This is a genomic window from Brevibacterium limosum, from assembly GCF_011617705.1.
Classification (GTDB): Bacteria; Actinomycetota; Actinomycetes; order Actinomycetales; family Brevibacteriaceae; genus Brevibacterium; species Brevibacterium limosum.
Genome location: NZ_CP050154.1, coordinates 167765 through 185201, shown reverse-complemented (window position 1 = coordinate 185201; position 17437 = coordinate 167765). Strand labels below are relative to the sequence as shown.

Annotated in this window: 14 protein-coding genes; 7 read left to right on the top strand and 7 right to left on the bottom strand. The window is 67.7% G+C overall.

Annotated elements, in window-relative coordinates; all coding sequences use genetic code 11:
* Positions 1–19 precede the first annotated feature (19 nt).
* Positions 20–652: an alpha/beta hydrolase family protein gene (locus GUY37_RS00815; RefSeq protein ID WP_228278281.1), complete on the top strand. Its 633-nt coding sequence runs from the start codon at positions 20–22 to the stop codon at positions 650–652.
* A gap of 126 nt (positions 653–778) precedes the next feature.
* Here GUY37_RS00815 and GUY37_RS00810 read toward each other — a convergent pair whose 3' ends face one another.
* Both GUY37_RS00810 and GUY37_RS00805 read right to left on the bottom strand, forming a co-directional pair.
* Complete coding sequence (locus GUY37_RS00810; RefSeq protein WP_166821041.1) at positions 779–2137, bottom strand: D-arabinono-1,4-lactone oxidase; 1359 nt, start codon at positions 2135–2137, stop codon at positions 779–781.
* The gene (locus GUY37_RS00805; protein ID WP_166821039.1) at positions 2134–3333 is read right to left on the bottom strand and encodes an amino acid deaminase/aldolase; all 1200 of its coding nucleotides are present in this window, start codon (positions 3331–3333) and stop codon (positions 2134–2136) included. Before GUY37_RS00805 ends, GUY37_RS00810 begins: the two co-directional genes overlap by 4 nt.
* 49 nt (positions 3334–3382) lie before the next feature.
* On the opposite strand from GUY37_RS00805, the gene GUY37_RS00800 reads away from it, so the two are divergent.
* Positions 3383–4984: a succinic semialdehyde dehydrogenase gene (locus tag GUY37_RS00800; RefSeq protein ID WP_166821037.1), complete on the top strand. Its 1602-nt coding sequence runs from the start codon at positions 3383–3385 to the stop codon at positions 4982–4984.
* A gap of 51 nt (positions 4985–5035) precedes the next feature.
* Here GUY37_RS00800 and GUY37_RS00795 read toward each other — a convergent pair whose 3' ends face one another.
* From GUY37_RS00795 to GUY37_RS00780, 4 genes are all read right to left on the bottom strand, one after another.
* On the bottom strand, positions 5036–6982 hold the full coding sequence (locus GUY37_RS00795; protein ID WP_166821035.1) for a penicillin-binding transpeptidase domain-containing protein: 1947 nt from the start codon (positions 6980–6982) through the stop codon (positions 5036–5038).
* A 380-nt stretch (positions 6983–7362) separates the two neighbouring features.
* On the bottom strand, positions 7363–8097 hold the full coding sequence (locus GUY37_RS00790) for a response regulator (protein ID WP_152347193.1): 735 nt from the start codon (positions 8095–8097) through the stop codon (positions 7363–7365).
* Between the two features lie 147 nt (positions 8098–8244).
* Positions 8245–10119 (bottom strand): sensor histidine kinase, encoded by a 1875-nt coding sequence (locus GUY37_RS00785; protein ID WP_166821033.1) that lies wholly within the window; start codon positions 10117–10119, stop codon positions 8245–8247.
* Positions 10120–10160: 41 nt separating this feature from the next.
* Complete coding sequence (locus GUY37_RS00780) at positions 10161–11945, bottom strand: MOSC domain-containing protein (protein WP_166821031.1); 1785 nt, start codon at positions 11943–11945, stop codon at positions 10161–10163.
* A 113-nt stretch (positions 11946–12058) separates the two neighbouring features.
* Between GUY37_RS00780 and GUY37_RS00775 the strand changes: the two genes are divergently transcribed.
* From GUY37_RS00775 to GUY37_RS00765, 3 genes are all read left to right on the top strand, one after another.
* Entirely contained in the window at positions 12059–12352 is a 294-nt protein-coding gene (locus GUY37_RS00775) for a metal-sensitive transcriptional regulator (RefSeq protein ID WP_166821029.1), read from the top strand.
* 87 nt (positions 12353–12439) lie between these two features.
* Positions 12440–12652 (top strand): heavy-metal-associated domain-containing protein, encoded by a 213-nt coding sequence (locus GUY37_RS00770; RefSeq protein WP_166821027.1) that lies wholly within the window; start codon positions 12440–12442, stop codon positions 12650–12652.
* Positions 12652–14919 carry a heavy metal translocating P-type ATPase gene (locus GUY37_RS00765; RefSeq protein WP_166821025.1) on the top strand — a complete coding sequence of 756 codons (2268 nt, stop codon included), beginning with the start codon at positions 12652–12654 and terminating at the stop codon, positions 14917–14919. Before GUY37_RS00770 ends, GUY37_RS00765 begins: the two co-directional genes overlap by 1 nt.
* A gap of 278 nt (positions 14920–15197) precedes the next feature.
* Here GUY37_RS00765 and GUY37_RS00760 read toward each other — a convergent pair whose 3' ends face one another.
* Complete coding sequence (locus tag GUY37_RS00760; protein ID WP_152347198.1) at positions 15198–15479, bottom strand: hypothetical protein; 282 nt, start codon at positions 15477–15479, stop codon at positions 15198–15200.
* A 225-nt stretch (positions 15480–15704) separates the two neighbouring features.
* Here GUY37_RS00760 and GUY37_RS00755 point away from each other — a divergent pair, with 225 nt between their 5' ends.
* Together GUY37_RS00755 and GUY37_RS00750 are read left to right on the top strand one after the other, a co-directional pair.
* The gene (locus GUY37_RS00755) at positions 15705–16466 is read left to right on the top strand and encodes a hypothetical protein (protein ID WP_228278280.1); all 762 of its coding nucleotides are present in this window, start codon (positions 15705–15707) and stop codon (positions 16464–16466) included.
* Positions 16466–17434: a response regulator transcription factor gene (locus tag GUY37_RS00750; RefSeq protein ID WP_152347199.1), complete on the top strand. Its 969-nt coding sequence runs from the start codon at positions 16466–16468 to the stop codon at positions 17432–17434. Before GUY37_RS00755 ends, GUY37_RS00750 begins: the two co-directional genes overlap by 1 nt.
* Positions 17435–17437 lie beyond the last annotated feature (3 nt).

The following is a 17437-nucleotide window of genomic DNA, read 5'->3' as shown; positions in this document are numbered from 1 at the left end:
CGCTCATCGGCACATCCGCATGCGCGACTGGATGCTCGAGGACGTCTCGGCCGCAGCCGCCTGGGCCGAAGCGTCCTTCCCCGATCTGCCGCAGGTCGCGTTGGGCCACAGCGTCGGCGGCCACTCCCTGCTCTTGGGCTGCGGCGGCGAGCGCCTGAGCGGCATCGTCACCATCGCCACTCACATGGCGGCGACCCGCGACATCGCACCCCGCAGCGAGCGCCTGCGCGTCGGAGTCGGGCTCGGGGTCGTCGGCAGGGCCGTCACCCGGATGCTCGGGTACATGCCCGGCAGCCGTGTGGGCCTCGGCGAAGACATCCCCGCCGCCGCACTCTATGAGTGGACGAGCTGGCTGCGACGGCCCCACTTCTTCTTCGACGATCCGACTTTCGACGCCGAGGCGCGCATCGCCCGACTGCGCACCCCGGTGCTCTCCGTCGGCACGACCGACGATCTGTGGGCGGCTCCTGCGCAGATCGATGCGCTCACCGACCGACTGCGACTGGCGCCGGTGACCCGGCGGACCGTCTCCCCCGCGGAGCTCGGCATCGACCACATCGGGCATCACGGTCTCATGCGCAGATCCATCGCCGAGGCGGCGTGGCCGGAGATCCTCGACTGGCTCGAAGCAGCTGCCGGCACCTCGCGCTGAGCGCCACGCGCCCAAGCCCCGGCGAGCAGCGAGCAGCGAGCATCCGAAGAACAGGTCACTATCGGAGACTTTCTGAGCTTCGACGCGCGAAGTATCCGTTTGCGACCACTTCGCGGCTGACAGCTCTCAGCGCCGGGTGAGACCGAACAGTGAGTCGGTGAAGCGGTTGCCGAACATGGCTTCCGGGTCCAGGCGAGCCCGCAGGTCACAGAAGTCCGCAAGACGCGGATAGAGTTCGTGCAGGTCAGCGGCCGTGCGTGTGTGGATCTTGCCCCAATGGGGTCGCCCGCCGTGCCGGCACAGAATCTCCTCGACGACGCGGAAGTACTCGGCGAAGTCCTCCTTGATGAAGCGATGGACGGCGATGTACATCGTCTCCCGCCCCGACGCCGTCGACAGCGGCACGTCATCGGCGGCCGCGCACCGGACCTCGAGCGGGAAGGAGATCGCCCACCCCTTGGCCTCGATGACATCGCGGATCTCCCGAATCGCCTCGGGCCCGGCCGCGAAGGGCAGTGCGTATTCCATCTCATTGAACCGCACCCGGCGTGGAGTCACGAACACGTCGTGGCCCGGCGCCCGGTACGTCCGATCCGCGACGACTGACTGGGCGATGCGATTGATCGGGGGCACCACGGCCGGGATCTTCGCGCCGAGTTCGACCGCCAGTCGCAGCGCCCCGTTCTCCACCACCTCTTTGTCGAGGAGGTTGAGCCACCGGTTGCGCACCCCCGCCTCGGCGAGGCGACCGGGACCTGCCTGCCCCGGCGCGACCCGGGTGTTCGTCTTCGTCAGGACCGAATCGGTGTGCGGGAACCAGTAGAACTCGAAATGGTCGGATCCGCGCATCCGCTCGGTCAGTCCATCGAGGAGCTCGTCGAATCCGACCGCTCTCTCCTCGGCGATGAGGTCGAAAGCCGGCACGCACTGGAGTTCGACCTCGGTGATGACACCGAGGACGCCGAGGCTGACCCTCGCAAGGTCGAAGGCCTCCGGTTCCGCCTCGGCCGACAGCGCCCGCACCTCACCGTCGGGACCCATGAGGCTCAGCCCGGTGACGGTCCCGGCGAACCCGGTGAACCCGATCCCGGTGCCGTGCGTACTCGTCGAGATCGCACCGGCCAGAGACTGCGGGTTGACGTCGCCCTGATTCTCCAGGGCCAGACCGAAGGGCTCGAGCAGGACCGGGATGTCCCGCAGCCGGGTGCCCGCACGAAAGCACACCCGCATCCGCGACTCGTCGACGGCGACGATCCCGGACAGGCCGTCGAGGCTGACCATGACGTCGTCGCTCGCCGCCACCGGGGTGAAGGAATGCCCTGCCCCGACGATCCGCAGCCGGTCCCCTGCCGCCGCTGCGGCGGTGACGATCCCGGACAATTCCTCCGCCGAGGCGGGGCCGGAGAAGGTGTGCGGATGTGCATGGACGTGACCGGCCCAGTTCCGAAACGCGTGCCTGCCCTGCCCTGACTGCACTGCGCTCACAGAACGAGCCCCTCTCCTCGATAGGTCGTCCAGGCATCGCTGATCCGGCCCTGGGACACGATCTGGAATTCGTTGAAATGCTCGGCCAGCTCACCGGCCTTGGCATGCCTGAACCACACGAGATCACCGATGCGCAGTGACTCAGCACCCGGCCCGGTCAGCGGCGTCTGCACCTCTCCGGGCCCTTCGAGGCTCGAGTAGGCGAGTCCCTGTGGCCAGGCGATGGTCGGCAGACGGTCAGGGCCGGGGACTCCGGAGGCGATGTATCCTCCCTTGAAGACCGTCACCCAGCCGGGAGCGGGACGGCGCACGACGGGGCTGCCGAAGTAGGCGGCCGGGCGGTGTCGGAAGTGCGTATAGCCGTCGAAGAGTCCCGGGGAGAAGAGGCCTGAACCAGCGGCGAGTTCGGTCAGAGTGCCTTCGACGGAGCTGGATTCGAACGAACCGGTTCCGCCGCCGTTGATGAATTCCAGGTCGGCGATCTCACGCACTGCGGCGATGACGGCTGCCCGTCGTTCCGCGAGTTCGGCGATCGAGGCTTTCTGCATTGCCCGCACGATCGCCTGCCGCACCGAGCGCCCGGCATCGGCGGTGCCGGCGATCTGCCCTTCGTAGAACATCAATCCGACAAGATCGAAACCGGGCCGAGCCGCAACCTGCTTGGCGAGCGTGACAGCGGATCGAGCATCCCGGATCGGTGAGCGCCTGCCCCCGATATGGACTCGGTCGCCCAACCAGGACTCGGCCGGGCGATAGGACGAATCGACGTCGACGCACACCCGCACCGAGGCGGCTCCCGCCTCGGCGACGGTCGTGCGGGCCTGATCGATGATGTCGAGGTGATCCACGGAATCGATCATCACGGTGATGTTCTCGCACGCTCCTGCCTCGGCGAACATCCGGGCCAGGGCGGGTCGGTCGAGGCTGGGATAGCCGATGACGATATCTCGGATGCCGCGGGCGTGGAGATAGAGTGCCTCGGGGACGGAATACGCGAGCACACCGGAATAGGCGGGATGGGCGAGCGCCCGGTCGATGGCGGCGGGCACGCGCAGGGATTTCGTGGCGAGGCGGATCGGCAGTCCGCGAGCGCGCTCGGCCAGAGCGTCGAGGTTCGCATCGAAGGCGTCGAGATCGACGACGGCGGTGGGTGCACCGGTCCCTTTCAGCGCACGCCGGAGACCACTCGAAACCATATTCGGTAGTCTAGCCTGCGATGACCTACGTCACGGGGAGAGGAATCCGATGAAATCAGAGACCACCGCCCACGCCTCCGAGGCGGGCACTGTCGGGACCGCATCCACGCACGTCACCGCGGCGCTGCGGGACTTCCTCGACACCGATCCGTACGCTGACGCTTCCGGCTCGGGCGAGGTGATGCGCGGCGTTGAGCCGTTCACCGGCACCGAGGTCGACCGGTTCGCCCGGAACACTCCCGCCGATATCGAGACCGCTTATGCCACCGCCCGCATCGCCGGCGGCGCGTGGGCCGCTCAGTCGGTTCAGCACCGGGCGAAGGTGCTCACTCGACTGCATGCGTCGCTGCGCCGCCACGAGGATCTGCTCCTCGACATCATCCAGTACGAGACCGGCAAAGCCCGGATCCACGCCTATGACGAGATCCTCGATACCTTCAATGTGCTGCGCCACTACGGGGTGATGGCCGCCCGCTATCTGCGTCCCGAACGTCGCCGCGGGGCGATCCCCGTGCTCACCCGCACCGAGGTCACGCGCACTCCGCTGGGCGTGATCGGGTTCATCACACCGTGGAACTACCCGCTGACCCTGGGTGCGACCGACCTATTCGCGGCCATGACCGCCGGCAACGCCGTCGTTCACAAACCCGATTCGACGACGACGCTGACCTCGGTCTTCATGCGCCGACTGGCGATCGCCGCCGGTCTGCCGCCGGAGGTGTGGCAGCTCGTGCCCGGCCCGTCCTCCGAGGTCGGGCCCGCGCTCATGGCCGGTGCCGACGGAATCTCATTCACCGGGTCGACGGCCGCGGGACGCTCGATCGCCGCCGAGGCGGGGCAGCGTCTGCTCCCCGCCGCGCTCGAGCTCGGAGGCAAGAACCCCCTGATCGTGGCCGCCGATGCGGATCTGGAGAAGGCCGTCGAAGGTGCCGTGCGCGGGTCGTTCTCCTCGGCCGGGCAGCTGTGCATCTCCATCGAACGCATCTATGTCCACGAGGACCTCTTTGAGACCTTCTGCGCCCATTTCGCCGAGGCGGCTCGCGCTCTTCGCCTCAGCTCCGAGTTCGAGTACGGCCCGGACTTGGGCACCCTGGCGGGGCCGAAGCAGCTCGAGACGATTACCAGACATGTCGAGCAGGCTCGCAGCGTCGGGGCCACGGTCATCGCCGGCGGTCACCCTGTGCCCGATCTCGGCCCCTACTTCTATGCCCCGACGGTGCTCACGGATGTTCCGGCTGCGGCGGAGCTGCACCGCGAGGAGACGTTCGGCCCCGTCGTCTCCGTCTATTCGGTGCCCTCCGACGCCGCGGCGATCGCTGCCGCCAATGACAGCGACTACGGACTCTCGGCTTCTGTGTACTCCCGCTCCCACGGGCGTGAGATAGCACGGCAGATCGAGGCCGGAATGGTCAACATCAATGAGGTCTACCCGGCCAGCTGGGGGTCCATCGATGCTCCGGCCGGCGGCGTCAAGGCCTCGGGGATGGGCCACCGGCACGGGCCCGAGGGCCTCTTCCAGTTCATGCACTCGCACACGATCGCCGAGCAGCGCCTCCACCCGATCGCACCGGCCGGACCCCTCGACCAGAAGACATTCGCGAAGGCCATGACCGGCGCGCTGTCAGTGATGCGGTCCCTGCGCATGAAATAGCTGCGGCCCGGGCGCGCACCGAGGCGGGGATGCCCTCTGCCCCGGTGCGACTCAGTTGACGGCGGTGAAGAATTCGTGAGCCACCGGCACCGCCGCCTCGGCGCCGAATCCGCCGTCCTCGACGAGCACGGCCACAGCCAGATCGTCCTGGAATCCGGCGAACCATGAGTGAGTCCGCGGCGGGGTGTCGTTGCCGTATTCTGCCGTTCCGGTCTTGCCGTGGACGGGATCGCCGGGAACGTCCTTGAGGTCGGTGGCGGTGCCGGCGGTGACGGCCTTGCGCATCATGTCCGCGATCTCCTTCGCCGCGTCCGCGTCGAGTGGGTCAGCATCACGGGTCGCCCCATCGTCAGCTGCGTTCGCGTCGCCGGAGTTCGCACCCTCGAGTGCATCGCCGAGGATGAGCTGCGGGCTGATCGTCTCCCCTGCCTCCACCGAGGCGGCCATCGTCGCCACCGCCAGCGGGCTCGACTGCACCTTGCCCTGACCGATCATCTGCGCGGCATGCGTGACCTCGTCGTCGGCGGCCGGCACCGAGGCCATCTTCGCCCCGAATCCGGAGGCGTCGCCGAGCATTCCGAGTTGGGCGGCGGCGTCGGCCACCTCGTCGCCGGTGACCGTCTCACCGGAGGAGACGAAGGCGGTATTGCAGGAGTGGGCGAAGTCTTCGGCGAAGCTCACGGACCCGAGCACCTCGTCTTCGGCGTTCTTGAACTCCTTTCCGCCGATGTTCACGGTCTTCGGACAGTCGATGTCGTCGTCGGGCTTCACCCCGGCGTCGAGGAGAGCCGAACCGGAGGCGATCTTGAACACCGAGCCGGGAGCGTACTGGCCGCTCAGCGCCCGATCCCAAGCGGCCCCTTCCGGGTCGTGGTTGGCCACGGCCAGCACCTGTCCGTCGCTGGGACGGATCGCGACGACGGCGGCCGGCTTCTTCGCGGTCGCCGCCGCCTCGTCCGCGGCAGTCTGAATATCGACGTCGAGGGTGGTTTCGAGGTCCTCGCCGTCCTTCTGCTCGAAGGCGTGCAGGCTCGTCAGCTTCGTCTTCCCGCCCTTGTCATCTGTTGAGTCCCCTTCGGCGAAGACTTCGACGCTGCCCGGACCGCTGAGGCGGGCGTTGAAGCTCTTCTGCAGACCGGTGCGGCCGACGATGTCACCGGCGATGATCGTGCCGTCTGACTCCTTGATGTCTTCGGCGCTGGCGGGCCCGGCCGAACCGAGTGTGGCCTGCGCGAATCCGCGGGACCGGGTCAGGGTCTGGGTGTCCTCGGAGAAGAGGACACCCGGCAGATCGTGGATCGCGTCCTTGACTCGTCGATAGTCGTCTTCGCGCAGGGTGACGACGGGGACGAGCTGGTTGCCTTCGGCATCGTCGACCTTGTCCTCGAGGTCACCGGCGTCGAGATCGAGGGAGTCGACGCCGTCGTTGAGCCCTCTGACGAGCTTGCCGATGGTATCGGGCTCCAGGCGATTCGGGTGGACGCCGATGTCGACGACCTCCCCTTCCTCCATGAGCACCTCGCCGTCGGCGCCGAGGATGTTCCCCCGCTGCCCCGGATTCGCGCGCAGTTCGAAGCTGCCGCCCTTGCTCAGCTTCGGGTGGATGGCCGTCTCCGTGAGATTCGCCCACCAGAACAGACCGTTCTTCTCCAACGGCAGCTCAGAGCTGTACTGCCAGGCCTCACCGTCGGTGTTCGCCCAGGTCCAATCGAGGACCGCCACAATCCGACCGTCGGCTTCGGTGATGTCGTCGACGGCGACCGACCGCAGGTCGATTCTCGTACCCAGCGATTTCGTGACGCGGTCGAACAGTCCTTGGGCGAGGTCCTTCTCATGCCAGATGTCCGAGCTCAGCTGCTCTTCGGCGAGATCGTCTGCGGCGGCCTCGGCGGCGGAGGATTTCGTCATCGGGAGTCGGAACACCGCGAAGACCCCGGCTCCGACGAGCAGCACGATGACGAGAGCGATGGTCAACCAGACCCGGGACTTCTTCGACATGGAACCATCCTCTACCGAGGGTTCCGCAATGTCCATTGCCGCTTGCTGAGTTCTGTCGTCTGCTGAGTTCTGCCGCTTGCTGAGTTCGCCGTTGAGACTCGGCTTCCGGACGGCAGGAGCGCAGTTCGGTGCCTTCGCGACCGCTGACTCGACCGTCAGTCTTCGCGAAATCGCTCCCTTGGGCGATTGTCTGGTCGATCCACGGCGTTGTCCGCCGGCAGAGCGCCGCGGATCGACCAGACAATCGCTGCCGGGCCGGGGTCAGCCGGCTGATCCTGCCAGTGGGCCGACCGTGGGGTCGATCTCGGCGCCCGGCGACGCACCGCGCCGTGTGACACACCGGACGAGGTTCAGCCGGGACGGTTCCCGATCAGCGGGCCTCAGCCTGCGTCGGCGACGACGGTGTATTCGAGGACGGGGCGCCCGGCGGCACCGTACCGGGGACGGCGTTCGAGCATCCCGGCGTCGGCCATGGATTCGAGGTAGCGGCGCGCGGTGACTCGGGAGACTCCGAGGCCTTCGGCCAGTTCGGCGGCGGATTGCGCCGGGGTCTCGTTCAGCAGGGTTCTGACCTCCGTCTGGACCGCATCGGGCACGCCCTTCGCGGTTGCGGCCACAGTGTGGGTGCGCAGCGCAGAGATCGCCTTGTCGACCTCGGTCTGGGTGACCTCCCCGTCGTTCGAATCCCCGCCGAGGCGGTTGCGGAAGGACGAATACGCCTCGAGCTTGGACTTGAATACGGGGAAGGTGAAGGGCTTGATGATGTACTGAGCGACTCCGTACGACAGCGCCTCCTGCACGATCTGCATGTCGCGGGCAGCGGTGACGGCGATGATGTCGACGTCGACGCGCTGGCCGCGGATGGCGCGGCAGACCTGGAGACCGTGCCCGTCGGGCAGGTTCATATCGAGGAGGACGAGATGGACGCCGGAGGGATCGAGGCCGTAGATCTGCCCCGTGAGAGCAGCCATCGCCTGGGTGGCGCTCTTCGCGACTCCCGCGACGTGATAGCCCTCGATGCGGTCGATGTACTTCGCGTGAGCACGGGCGGCGACGACCTCGTCCTCGACGACGAGCACACCGATGCTCGGTTCAGGCGCAGTTGTATCCGACATGCTTTCAGTCTAGCTTCAGCGGTTTGACAGCGCCCCGGATCGTGTTGCAGTCCCGTCACATCGGGTTGCGGCCGGCTGAGCTTGCGGGGCCGGCCCGACCTTCGCCCGCCTGACCTTCGCCGGCCCGCCCGCCTGACCGCCGCCGGCCTAGTATCCGCCGCTGACCTGAGCTGTACCGCTCGGGTCCGGCAGCCACACCGTGAGCACGGCGCCCTTGAACCGGTCGCAGTCCTCCCCGTGCCCCTGCACATCGACGGCTCCCCCGAGGCGGCGGATCGCCTGCACGACCAGCGACAGCCCGACCCCGCGAGTGCCTGTCTGCTGGCGGCCCTGTCCCTGGTCGGTCTCGACACCGTCGTGCTTCGTCGACCAGCCGCGTTCGAAGATCGCGTCGAGATGTTCCTCGTCGATGCCCGGACCGTCGTCGCTGACCTCGATCGTGAATCCGCCGGCACCGCCCGAACCGGAGAGCTCGACGTGGACCCTTTTGTCCTCTGACAGAACATCCTGCCTGCTCAGAGCGTCGAAAGCATTGTCGACGAGGTTGCCCAGAATCGTCGCGAGATCGCGATCATCCCCGCCGAGGTTGCCCGTGAGATCCGCGGTGTCCACCGTCATCTCGATGCCCACCTCGGCGGCTTGGGCGATCTTCGACAACAGCAGGGCCGAGAGGACGGGGTGGTCGAAGGTCATCGACCCGTCCCCGTTGACCCGGTTGAGATCGTCGATGTCCTTCGCTGCGAAGTCGATGGCCTCATCGACGTGCCCGGTCTCGAGCAGGGACACGACCATGTGCAGCCGGTTCGCGTATTCGTGGGTCTGCGCGCGCAGGGAATCGGAGAAGGACCGCACGGAGACGAGCTCGCCGGAGAGTTCGGCCAGCTCTGTGTGATCGCGCATGGTCACGACCCACGTATCGCTGGCCGCCTCGGTGGGCTGCTGATTGACGACGAGGACCCGGTCGTCGGTGTAGTGGATCTCGTCGCGGGCCCACCGCCCTGCCGCGAGCAGATCGTGCAGCGCTTCGGGCAGGTCGAGTTCGCGCAGCGGCATCTCCTCCGCCGAGGTGGGGCCGGGGTCCGCGTCGTCCTCGACCGGCGGCATGCCCAGCAGCTCCCGGGCTTCGGCGTTGATGAGCACGATCCCGCGAGCTCGGTCGACGAGCAGCAGTCCTTCGGAGACGGCCTTGAGCACAGAGGAGTAGAAGTCGAGCATGCTGCGCAGCTCGTCGGCACCGTAGTCACCGGTGACTCGGCGCAGACCCCGCGATGTCACCCAGGAGGAGCCGATGCCCAGGAGGAGGGTGAGCACGGCGATGCCGATGAGCCATTTGCCCTGGGCCAGGAAGCCCTCGCGGACCGAATCGGCGGAGCTGCCGACGATGACGGCGCCGACCACGGTGTCGGACCTCATTCCATCGACGCCGACGTGTTCGGCATAGACCGGGGTGATGACGTACATGGTGCCGTCGGCCGGCCCGCCGTCGTCGATGAAGCGCACGGTCGACTCGCCGTCCTGCAGGGCCTGTCCGTCGACGGCCTGGGCCAGCTGGTCGATCGAATCCTCGGGGATCCGCCCGGAATCCGCCGAGGCGGTCTTCGCCTCCAGCGCCTGCTGCCGTCCGGGTGAGCCCAGAGTCGGCGGGGTGAGCAGGAAATCCATGGGGACGACGGCGGCGATGTCGAAGCCGTACTGGCTGATGACGTTGCTCAGCAGCGTCTGGACGTCGTCGCGGGATTCGGAATCGAGGTAGTCGTCCTGACCGACCTCACCGGTGCCGACGAGGCCCAGCGACATCGAGATGTTGTCCGCCGCCGACCGCAGCAGGTCCTGTTCGCGTTTCGTGTTCAGCTGCGAGAGCTGGAGGTAGAGCAGACTCGTCGTGAGCACCATGATGCCCACGAGCATGATCGAGTTCGCGAACATGATCCGCCCGGCCGCGCTGAGGCGGACCCACCGACTCAGGCGGCCCACCGGTCCGGCGGGCCCCTTCGACAGCATGGTGCGCTTCTTCTTCGGCATGGAAACCATTGTGCCACCCGGTCGGGCGCCGTCTGCCGGGGTCAGAGAGCCAGACTGATGGGTCCGGCGGGGACCGCGGAGCACACGAGCACTTCGTCGTTCTCGACTCGGGCGGCCGGTTCGATCGGGTAGAGCACGGACCCGGCGGCCAGGGACACCGAGCAGGTTCCGCAGGATCCGCCGCGGCAGGAGCTCGGGGACCCGAATCCGCGCGCTTCCAAGGATTCGAGCAGGGTGCCTTCCTGCGGCTGCCAGACGAAGCTCGTGCCCGAATTCTCCAAGGTCACCTCGGCGGGGGAACAGGCGGCGATGGCCTCGCTCATTCCCGTGTTCGGGGAGGCGAAGGTCTCCTGGTGGACGGCGGGGACTCCGGCCTCGTCCGCGGCGGCGAGCACGGCCGCCGTGAAGTCGCGGGGCCCGCAGACCATGACATTGTCGCAGCCGGCCACCCAGTCGACGAGGTCCCGGTGGCCGGGCCGACCGGCGGTCGCAGTGTCGCGGTGGTGCGTCTCGACGGGCACCCCGCCCGAGCGGGCGCGGTCCTGCAGGCGGTTCCACAGGCAGGCGGTGCGATGGTCGCGGTCGACGTGGACGAGTCGGATCCGGTCGGTGGCGGGCAGGTCGGCCAGCCCGTCCCCGCGCAGCAGACCGAGGCTCGGGGTGATGCCGATTCCGGCCGTGATCAGGGCCGTTGTGCCGCCGAAGACGCGGGAGGCGGTCATGGTTCCGTGCGGCCCGGAGGTGAGGATCCGCGCTCCGGTCTCCAGCGATGCGACGGCGCGCGAGCCCTTGCCCTGGGTGCGCACGGCGATGCGGACGATGTCGTCGTCGACGTCGGTGATCGTATAGGTCCGCCAGAACGGTGCGCCGAGGTCGAGGTGGACGCGCAGGTTCGTGCCCGGCTCGTCGAATGCGCGGATCCAGCCGAGATCATCGCGCAGGGACACCTCGACGATGTCGTTGCAGATCTGCTGCCGCCCGACCACTGTCATGAACCTCGGGGTGCGGGCGGTCTTGATCAGTTCGCGCGGTGCCTCGCCTTCGACGACGACCTCATCGCCGACCGTGATGTCCCCGGTCTCGAGGATCTCGCCGTAGACGCCGCAGTGCAGGTGGCCGCATGCGGAGTTGAGCAGCCGCGGGACGTTGACGTCCACAGCCTTCGTCGAGGGGTTGACCGTCGTCGCCGGGCAGCGTTCGATCGAGGATCGGATCGCCAGGCGCACGCCGCCGAGGCGGACGATCGACCCGATGAGCGCGAATTCCGCGAACGGGGCGAGGCCATCGAGCAGGACGTTGCCGCGGAACCGCAGCGGGTCGAGCTCGTCGTTCTCGGCACCGAGGGCCGCGCGACCCTCGTCCGTATCGGCGATCGCGGCGACCGTGGCGGGGTTGATGAGCGAGATCCCCGAGCGCTGCGAGTCGAACATCCCCTGATCCGCGACGGCCAGGCAACGCGGGAATGAACCCTGAGGGGGTATCCGTTCGGAGAGGAACCCCGCCGAGGCGGCCCTGCCGCTCTCATCGTCCGTGGAGAAGGTCGTCGACTCTCCCGTCGGGGCAGTCAGGGTCACGGTCGCGGAGTCGTCATCGGCCGCCTCGGGGAGGGACACGCCCACACGCCATCTCTGCAGGTCGGTGTCGTTCTTGAGCACGGTGAAGGCGGAGTACGAGTGCCAGGCGTCGGCGGGAACGTCGAGGCTGCCGTTGGTGAATGCCGCGATCCGGTCGCCGCGGATTCCGCGGTCCCTGACCACCCGAGCCTCGGTGAGCTCCTCGGCGGGGAATCCCTTGACGGGGAACCGGAACAGTCTGGCAGCACGCATACTCACGATTGTAGGAGCCGGACGGCACGGACGGGTCGGGGTGAGAGCAAACGCACAGCCGCCTCGGCGAGGACCATCTTGATTTATACCCTGTAGGGGTATACGGTGCAATCATGACTGAGCAACATGGATACACCTCGCAGAAGGACGCTCTCGCGCGGAGGATGAAGCGGATCGAAGGTCAGGTCCGCGGCATCGGGAAGATGATCGATGAGGACAAGTACTGCATCGACATCCTCACCCAGGTCTCCGCCGCGACAGCCGCGCTGCACGCGGTCTCCATCAACCTCCTCGAAGAGCACATCGCTCACTGCGTGGTCGACGCCGCCTCATCCGGCGACGACGAGGAAGCGCGGAAGAAGGTCGAGGAGGCATCAGCCGCCATCTCCCGACTCATCAAGAGCTGAGCCTGCCGGCCGCGTCGGCCCGATCGGGGTGCGACGACGCCGGAGGTTCGGCCATCGGGAAACGTTCACAGCTGATAGGAGAGCACAATGACGACCACCACCATCACCGTTTCGGGAATGACCTGCGGACACTGCGAAGCCGCGGTCAGGGAAGAGCTCGGGTCACTCGCGGGCGTCTCGGACGTCGCGGTCGACCTCAACGCCGGCGGCGATTCCCCGGTCACGATCACATCGTCGGCCGCACTCGACGACGCGGCGATCCGTGCCGCCGTCGATGAGGCCGGCTACGAGGTGAAGTGATGTCACGCGAGCTCGAGCTCGACATCACGGGCATGACCTGCGCGTCGTGTTCGTCTCGGATCGAGAAGAAGCTCACCCGCCTCGACGGGGTCACGGCGGAGGTCAATCTGCCGCTGGAGACCGCGCATGTGGTCATCGACTCCGATCTCAGCGACGACGACATCACCGCCGCCGTCGCCAAGGCCGGCTACGGGGCCGCGGTGCGCGGCCCCGGTGCCGGCGCCGATGGTCCGGAGATCGTCGACTACGATCCCCGTCATCTGCGGCCGCGCTTCATCGGCTCGCTCATCCTGGCCGTCCCGATCGTCGCGATCTCGATGGTCATGAGCTGGCACTTCACCGGCTGGCAGTGGATCGTCGCGATCCTCGCCCTGCCCGTCGTCACCTGGGGTGCGTGGCCGTTCCACTCGGCGGCGTACAAGGCCGCGCGCGGCGGCTCGACGACCATGGACACCCTGGTCAGCGTCGGCATCGCCGTCGCGAGCCTCTACTCCTACTACACCTTGGGCCGGGCCGTCGCCGACGGCTACGGCTGGGCGATTCCCGCCGAATACCACGTGTGGTTCGAGGCGGCCGCGGCGATCACGGTGTTCCTGCTCATCGGCAAGCTCACCGAAGACCGGGCGAAGAACCGGGCGACGGCCGCGCTCAAGGCACTCCTCGATCTCGGGGCGAGGTCCGCGACCGTGCTGCGCGAAGGCGCTGCCACGGATGGAGCTGCTTCGGGCATCGGTGCCGCGGGTGTTGATTCCGCGGGTGGGGGCCGTGTCGAGGTGCAGGTGCCGATCGATCAGCTGGCCGTCGGCGATGTCTTCCTCGTCCGTCCCGGTGAGAAGATCGCCACCGACGGTGAGGTGCTCACCGGCCATTCGGCCATCGACGAGGCGATGCTCACCGGCGAATCCGTGCCGGTCGAGGTCGCTCCCGGCGATTCCGTCACCGGCGCCACGATCAACACCTCGGGTGTGCTCGAGGTCCGCGCCACCCGAGTGGGGGCGGACACGACGCTGGCGGCCATGGCAGATCTCGTCAGCCGCGCTCAGACCGGCAAACCGGCCGTGCAGCGACTGGCCGACAGGATCTCGGCGGTGTTCGTCCCGATCGTCTTCGGCATCGCCGTGCTCACCCTGCTCATCTGGGGCTTCGTCACCGGCGACTGGGCGACGGGGCTGCATGCGGCACTCACCGTGCTCATCATCGCCTGTCCGTGTGCCCTGGGTCTGGCCACGCCGACGGCCCTTGCGGTCTCGTCGGGGCGCGGATCCCAGTTGGGCATCCTCGTCTCCGGGCCCGAGGCGCTGGAGTCGACGCGGTCGATCGATACGGTCGTCCTCGACAAGACCGGCACCCTGACGACCGGCGTGATGAGCCTGACCGGAAGCGAGCTCTCACCGGCGGACTACGACATCCTCGCGCGGTTGGAATCGCGCAGCGAACACCCGATCGCCCGTGCCATCGTCGAGGCCGCACCCGACATCGTCGGGGCGGGTTCGGCGGGGGCCGCCTCGGCGAGGTCGGCCGGAACGCCGGCCGACGCAGCGGTCACGGATTTCGAGAACATCCCCGGCGGCGGACTGCGGGCAGCGATCGACGGCGCCGAGGTGCTCGCCGGTCGCCCGGACCTGCTCCGGGAACGCGGAATCACGGTCGACTACCCGGCCGACTCGCTTCCCCGCGGGGCCACGATCATCGCACTGGCGATCGACGGGCAGTTCCGAGGATTGAGCTTCGTCTCCGACGAGGCCAAGCCGACGGCCGCGGAAGCGATCGCCGAACTGCATTCGCTGGGACTGAGCACGGTGCTGCTGACCGGGGACAATGCCCAAGCCGCCGAGGTGGTCGCCGAGGCTCTCGGGATCACCGAGGTCCGCGCGGATGTCCGCCCGGAAGGCAAGGTCTCCGTGGTCAGCGAACTGCAGGGGCAGGGCCGGGCCGTGGCCATGGTCGGCGACGGTGTCAACGACGCCGCCGCTCTGGCCGGCGCCGATCTCGGCATCGCGATGGGATCGGGCACGGATGCGGCGATGGCGGCGTCGGACATCACCATGGTCAAGTCCGATCCGCAGCAGATCCCGCAGGCGATCCGGCTCTCGCGCCGGACCTTGGGGCTCATCAAGGGCAACCTGTTCTGGGCCTTCGCCTACAACACCGCGGCGATCCCGATCGCGGCTCTCGGACTGCTCAACCCGATGATCGCCGGGGCCGCGATGGCTTTCTCGTCGGTGTTCGTCATCCTCAACAGCCTCCGCCTCCTGCGCTTCAAGTAGGTGCGCCGGGGCCCGGCCGGCGACGGCGGGTCAGAGCGACGGAGCTGCACACTGCGGAATCCGACGAGCCGTCACCCCTCGACCGCGAGCATCCCCCACTGAAAGCGCCATAACACCCTGCAGGAGCAGGGCGTTATGGCGCTTTCGGTGTCTGATGCCTCAGCAGCTGTAGGCAGTGACAGTCACGCGACGAACTGCCGCGAAAGGGAAGTCGATGCTGGCGCCGCAGTGGACGCCTCAGCGGAGGGCCGGCGCGTCTCGGTGCGTGGCGAGGCGTCCTACCGCATGACCGGGTAGGACTGGTTCTGGTTCTGCGTGTCCTTGCGCATCACCCAGTTGAGGTAGCTCGCGAAGCCTGACACCACCACAAATGCCGCTCCGGCGTAGAGGAATGCGTAGCCGAAGGCGCGGCCGTCCTGCCAAGCTCGGGTGACGATGATCGCAAGGACGAGGGTGACGATTCCGCAGACGAGGCCGACTTTGATCGCATCCTTGTAGGACACCGTGCTGGTGGGCCTGCCGCCTGTGGACTTCTTCTTCGGGGTGTTCGTGGGCGCCATGCCCCTCATTCTACCGGTCGGACCTGAGAGCCGACCCATCCTGTGCCCGAGATCATCACCCCATACCGTTCCATCTGGAACCACATTCCCATCGGCACCGAGAAGGCCACAAGCCGCCTTGAAACCGGCGAAGAGCGCGGCGACCGGTGGATCCGAGGGAGGATCCGACTCGCCTGCGCCGATGATCAGGTGGACTACGGGCTCCGAACAGGCAAAAATGAGTGTGTGCCCGTCACCGTCAGACGCGCCTCCGGGGAGGCGCTGCGCTCTTTTCACTCCAGCCAGGCCCCGCCTGGCCGTGAACCATGCGCAGACGCCGCGACCCCGACGGCCACAGCTGCCGGCATCGCAGCCGGCGGCCCCGGCACCCTCGACAGTCCCCACTCACGATCCTCCCGCCGCACCGTCCGGACCGTCACAGCACTCCTCCTCGCGGCCGTCATGGCTTTCACCGTCACTGCATGCGGACCCGATCGCGGCCTCAAGGTCTCACCGGAGGGCAACCCCTCCCCCTCCCTCTTCGCCCCCAATACCGTGGCCGCCGGCCAGCCGAACGAACCGTTCTCGCTCGACGAGGTCCGCAGGGCCATCGAATCCTCGTCGGGGATCGCCGTCACCGGCAGTGCCTCGGAGACCGCTCAGGTCGTCGCCGACTGCAAGGACTGTCTGAAGTTCTCGACGCCGTTCCTCAGCGGCGAACAGAAGTTCCAGCTGGTCACGGTGGCCAACCCCAAACAGCGGGACGAGATCATCGCCGGCGCAGTCATCAGCGAGCACAAGGGCCGGCCCCGCCTCGAACTCATCGCCACCGGCAATCAGCTCAAGGTCAGCCCCGGCAGAAATGGGACACTGGTGGTGCAGGAGGCCATGTTCGCAGACGGGGACAGAGCATGCTGCCCCTCCGGATGGTCGGTGCAGGTGTTCCGCCTGCACGACGGTAGGTTTGAACCAGGTCAACGCTTCACGCGGCTTAATGGAGAAACGTAATGCATATAGTTCTGGTCGAGGATGACGAGGTCATCCGCGAAACGACGCAGATCGGACTCGAACGCTTCGATTACACGGTCTCGGCCTTCGCCGACGGCCGCGAGGGGTACGAGTTCGTCTCCGCCAACGGCGCCGACGTCCTCCTGCTGGATCTCATGCTGCCGACGATGAACGGCGCCTCCATCTGCCGTGCCGTGCGCGAGCGTTCGACGATCCCGATCATCATCATCTCCGCCCGCTCCGACGCCATCGACATCGTCCAGGCCCTTGAGGCCGGAGCCGACGACTACCTCACCAAGCCCTTCGACATGCAGGTGCTCAACGCCCGCATCCGCGCTGTCGTCCGCCGGTTCATCACCACCGGCACCGATCGGTTCGGCTACTCCCCCGCCCCCGAGGCGGATGAGCATCACGAAACCGTGATCGGACCCGGCGGCATGGTCACCGGCGACGGCATCCCCGAGGTCCTCGGCGCCAGCCCCGGCATGGACACCCGGGATCGGCTGCGAGCGCAGCTCGAATCCGATGACACCTACCTCGGTGCCGGTGGGAGATTCACCACCGCCCCCGAGGCGGACGACGACGAAGAGGCCATCGGCGGCGGCACCGGGGTCCCCCCTCGACCGAGCGGCTCCCCCACGGTGGCCCCGGAAACGTCCGGCTCCGACGGCGGGCTGGGCCCGTTCCGCACTCAGCTGGGATCCCTCGTTCTCGACACCGGGCGGCTGACCGTCGAGGTCGACGGGGAGGAAGTCCACCTCACCCCGACCGAGCTGCGTGTGCTCCTGCTGCTGACCGAGCAGCCCGAGCACGTGTATTCGCGGGAGAAGATCGCGTTCACGGTGTGGGGCTACGAATGGGCCGGCGACTCCCGCGTCGTCGACGTCCACATCCAGCGCCTGCGGAAGAAGATCGGGGCGAACATGATCGAAACCGTTCGCGGATTCGGTTACCGCTTCGCAGGCTGATCG

Coding starts and splice junctions, on each gene's coding strand:
- GUY37_RS00765 (WP_166821025.1), top strand. CDS start 12,652: ATGTCACGCGAGCTCGAGCTCGACATCACGGGCATGACCTGCGCGTCG.
- GUY37_RS00815 (WP_228278281.1), top strand. CDS start 20: ATGCGCGACTGGATGCTCGAGGACGTCTCGGCCGCAGCCGCCTGGGCC.
- GUY37_RS00790 (WP_152347193.1), bottom strand. CDS start 8,097: ATGTCGGATACAACTGCGCCTGAACCGAGCATCGGTGTGCTCGTCGTC.
- GUY37_RS00800 (WP_166821037.1), top strand. CDS start 3,383: ATGAAATCAGAGACCACCGCCCACGCCTCCGAGGCGGGCACTGTCGGG.
- GUY37_RS00785 (WP_166821033.1), bottom strand. CDS start 10,119: ATGCCGAAGAAGAAGCGCACCATGCTGTCGAAGGGGCCCGCCGGACCG.
- GUY37_RS00780 (WP_166821031.1), bottom strand. CDS start 11,945: ATGCGTGCTGCCAGACTGTTCCGGTTCCCCGTCAAGGGATTCCCCGCC.
- GUY37_RS00760 (WP_152347198.1), bottom strand. CDS start 15,479: ATGGCGCCCACGAACACCCCGAAGAAGAAGTCCACAGGCGGCAGGCCC.
- GUY37_RS00775 (WP_166821029.1), top strand. CDS start 12,059: ATGACTGAGCAACATGGATACACCTCGCAGAAGGACGCTCTCGCGCGG.
- GUY37_RS00805 (WP_166821039.1), bottom strand. CDS start 3,333: ATGGTTTCGAGTGGTCTCCGGCGTGCGCTGAAAGGGACCGGTGCACCC.
- GUY37_RS00770 (WP_166821027.1), top strand. CDS start 12,440: ATGACGACCACCACCATCACCGTTTCGGGAATGACCTGCGGACACTGC.
- GUY37_RS00750 (WP_152347199.1), top strand. CDS start 16,466: ATGCATATAGTTCTGGTCGAGGATGACGAGGTCATCCGCGAAACGACG.
- GUY37_RS00795 (WP_166821035.1), bottom strand. CDS start 6,982: ATGTCGAAGAAGTCCCGGGTCTGGTTGACCATCGCTCTCGTCATCGTG.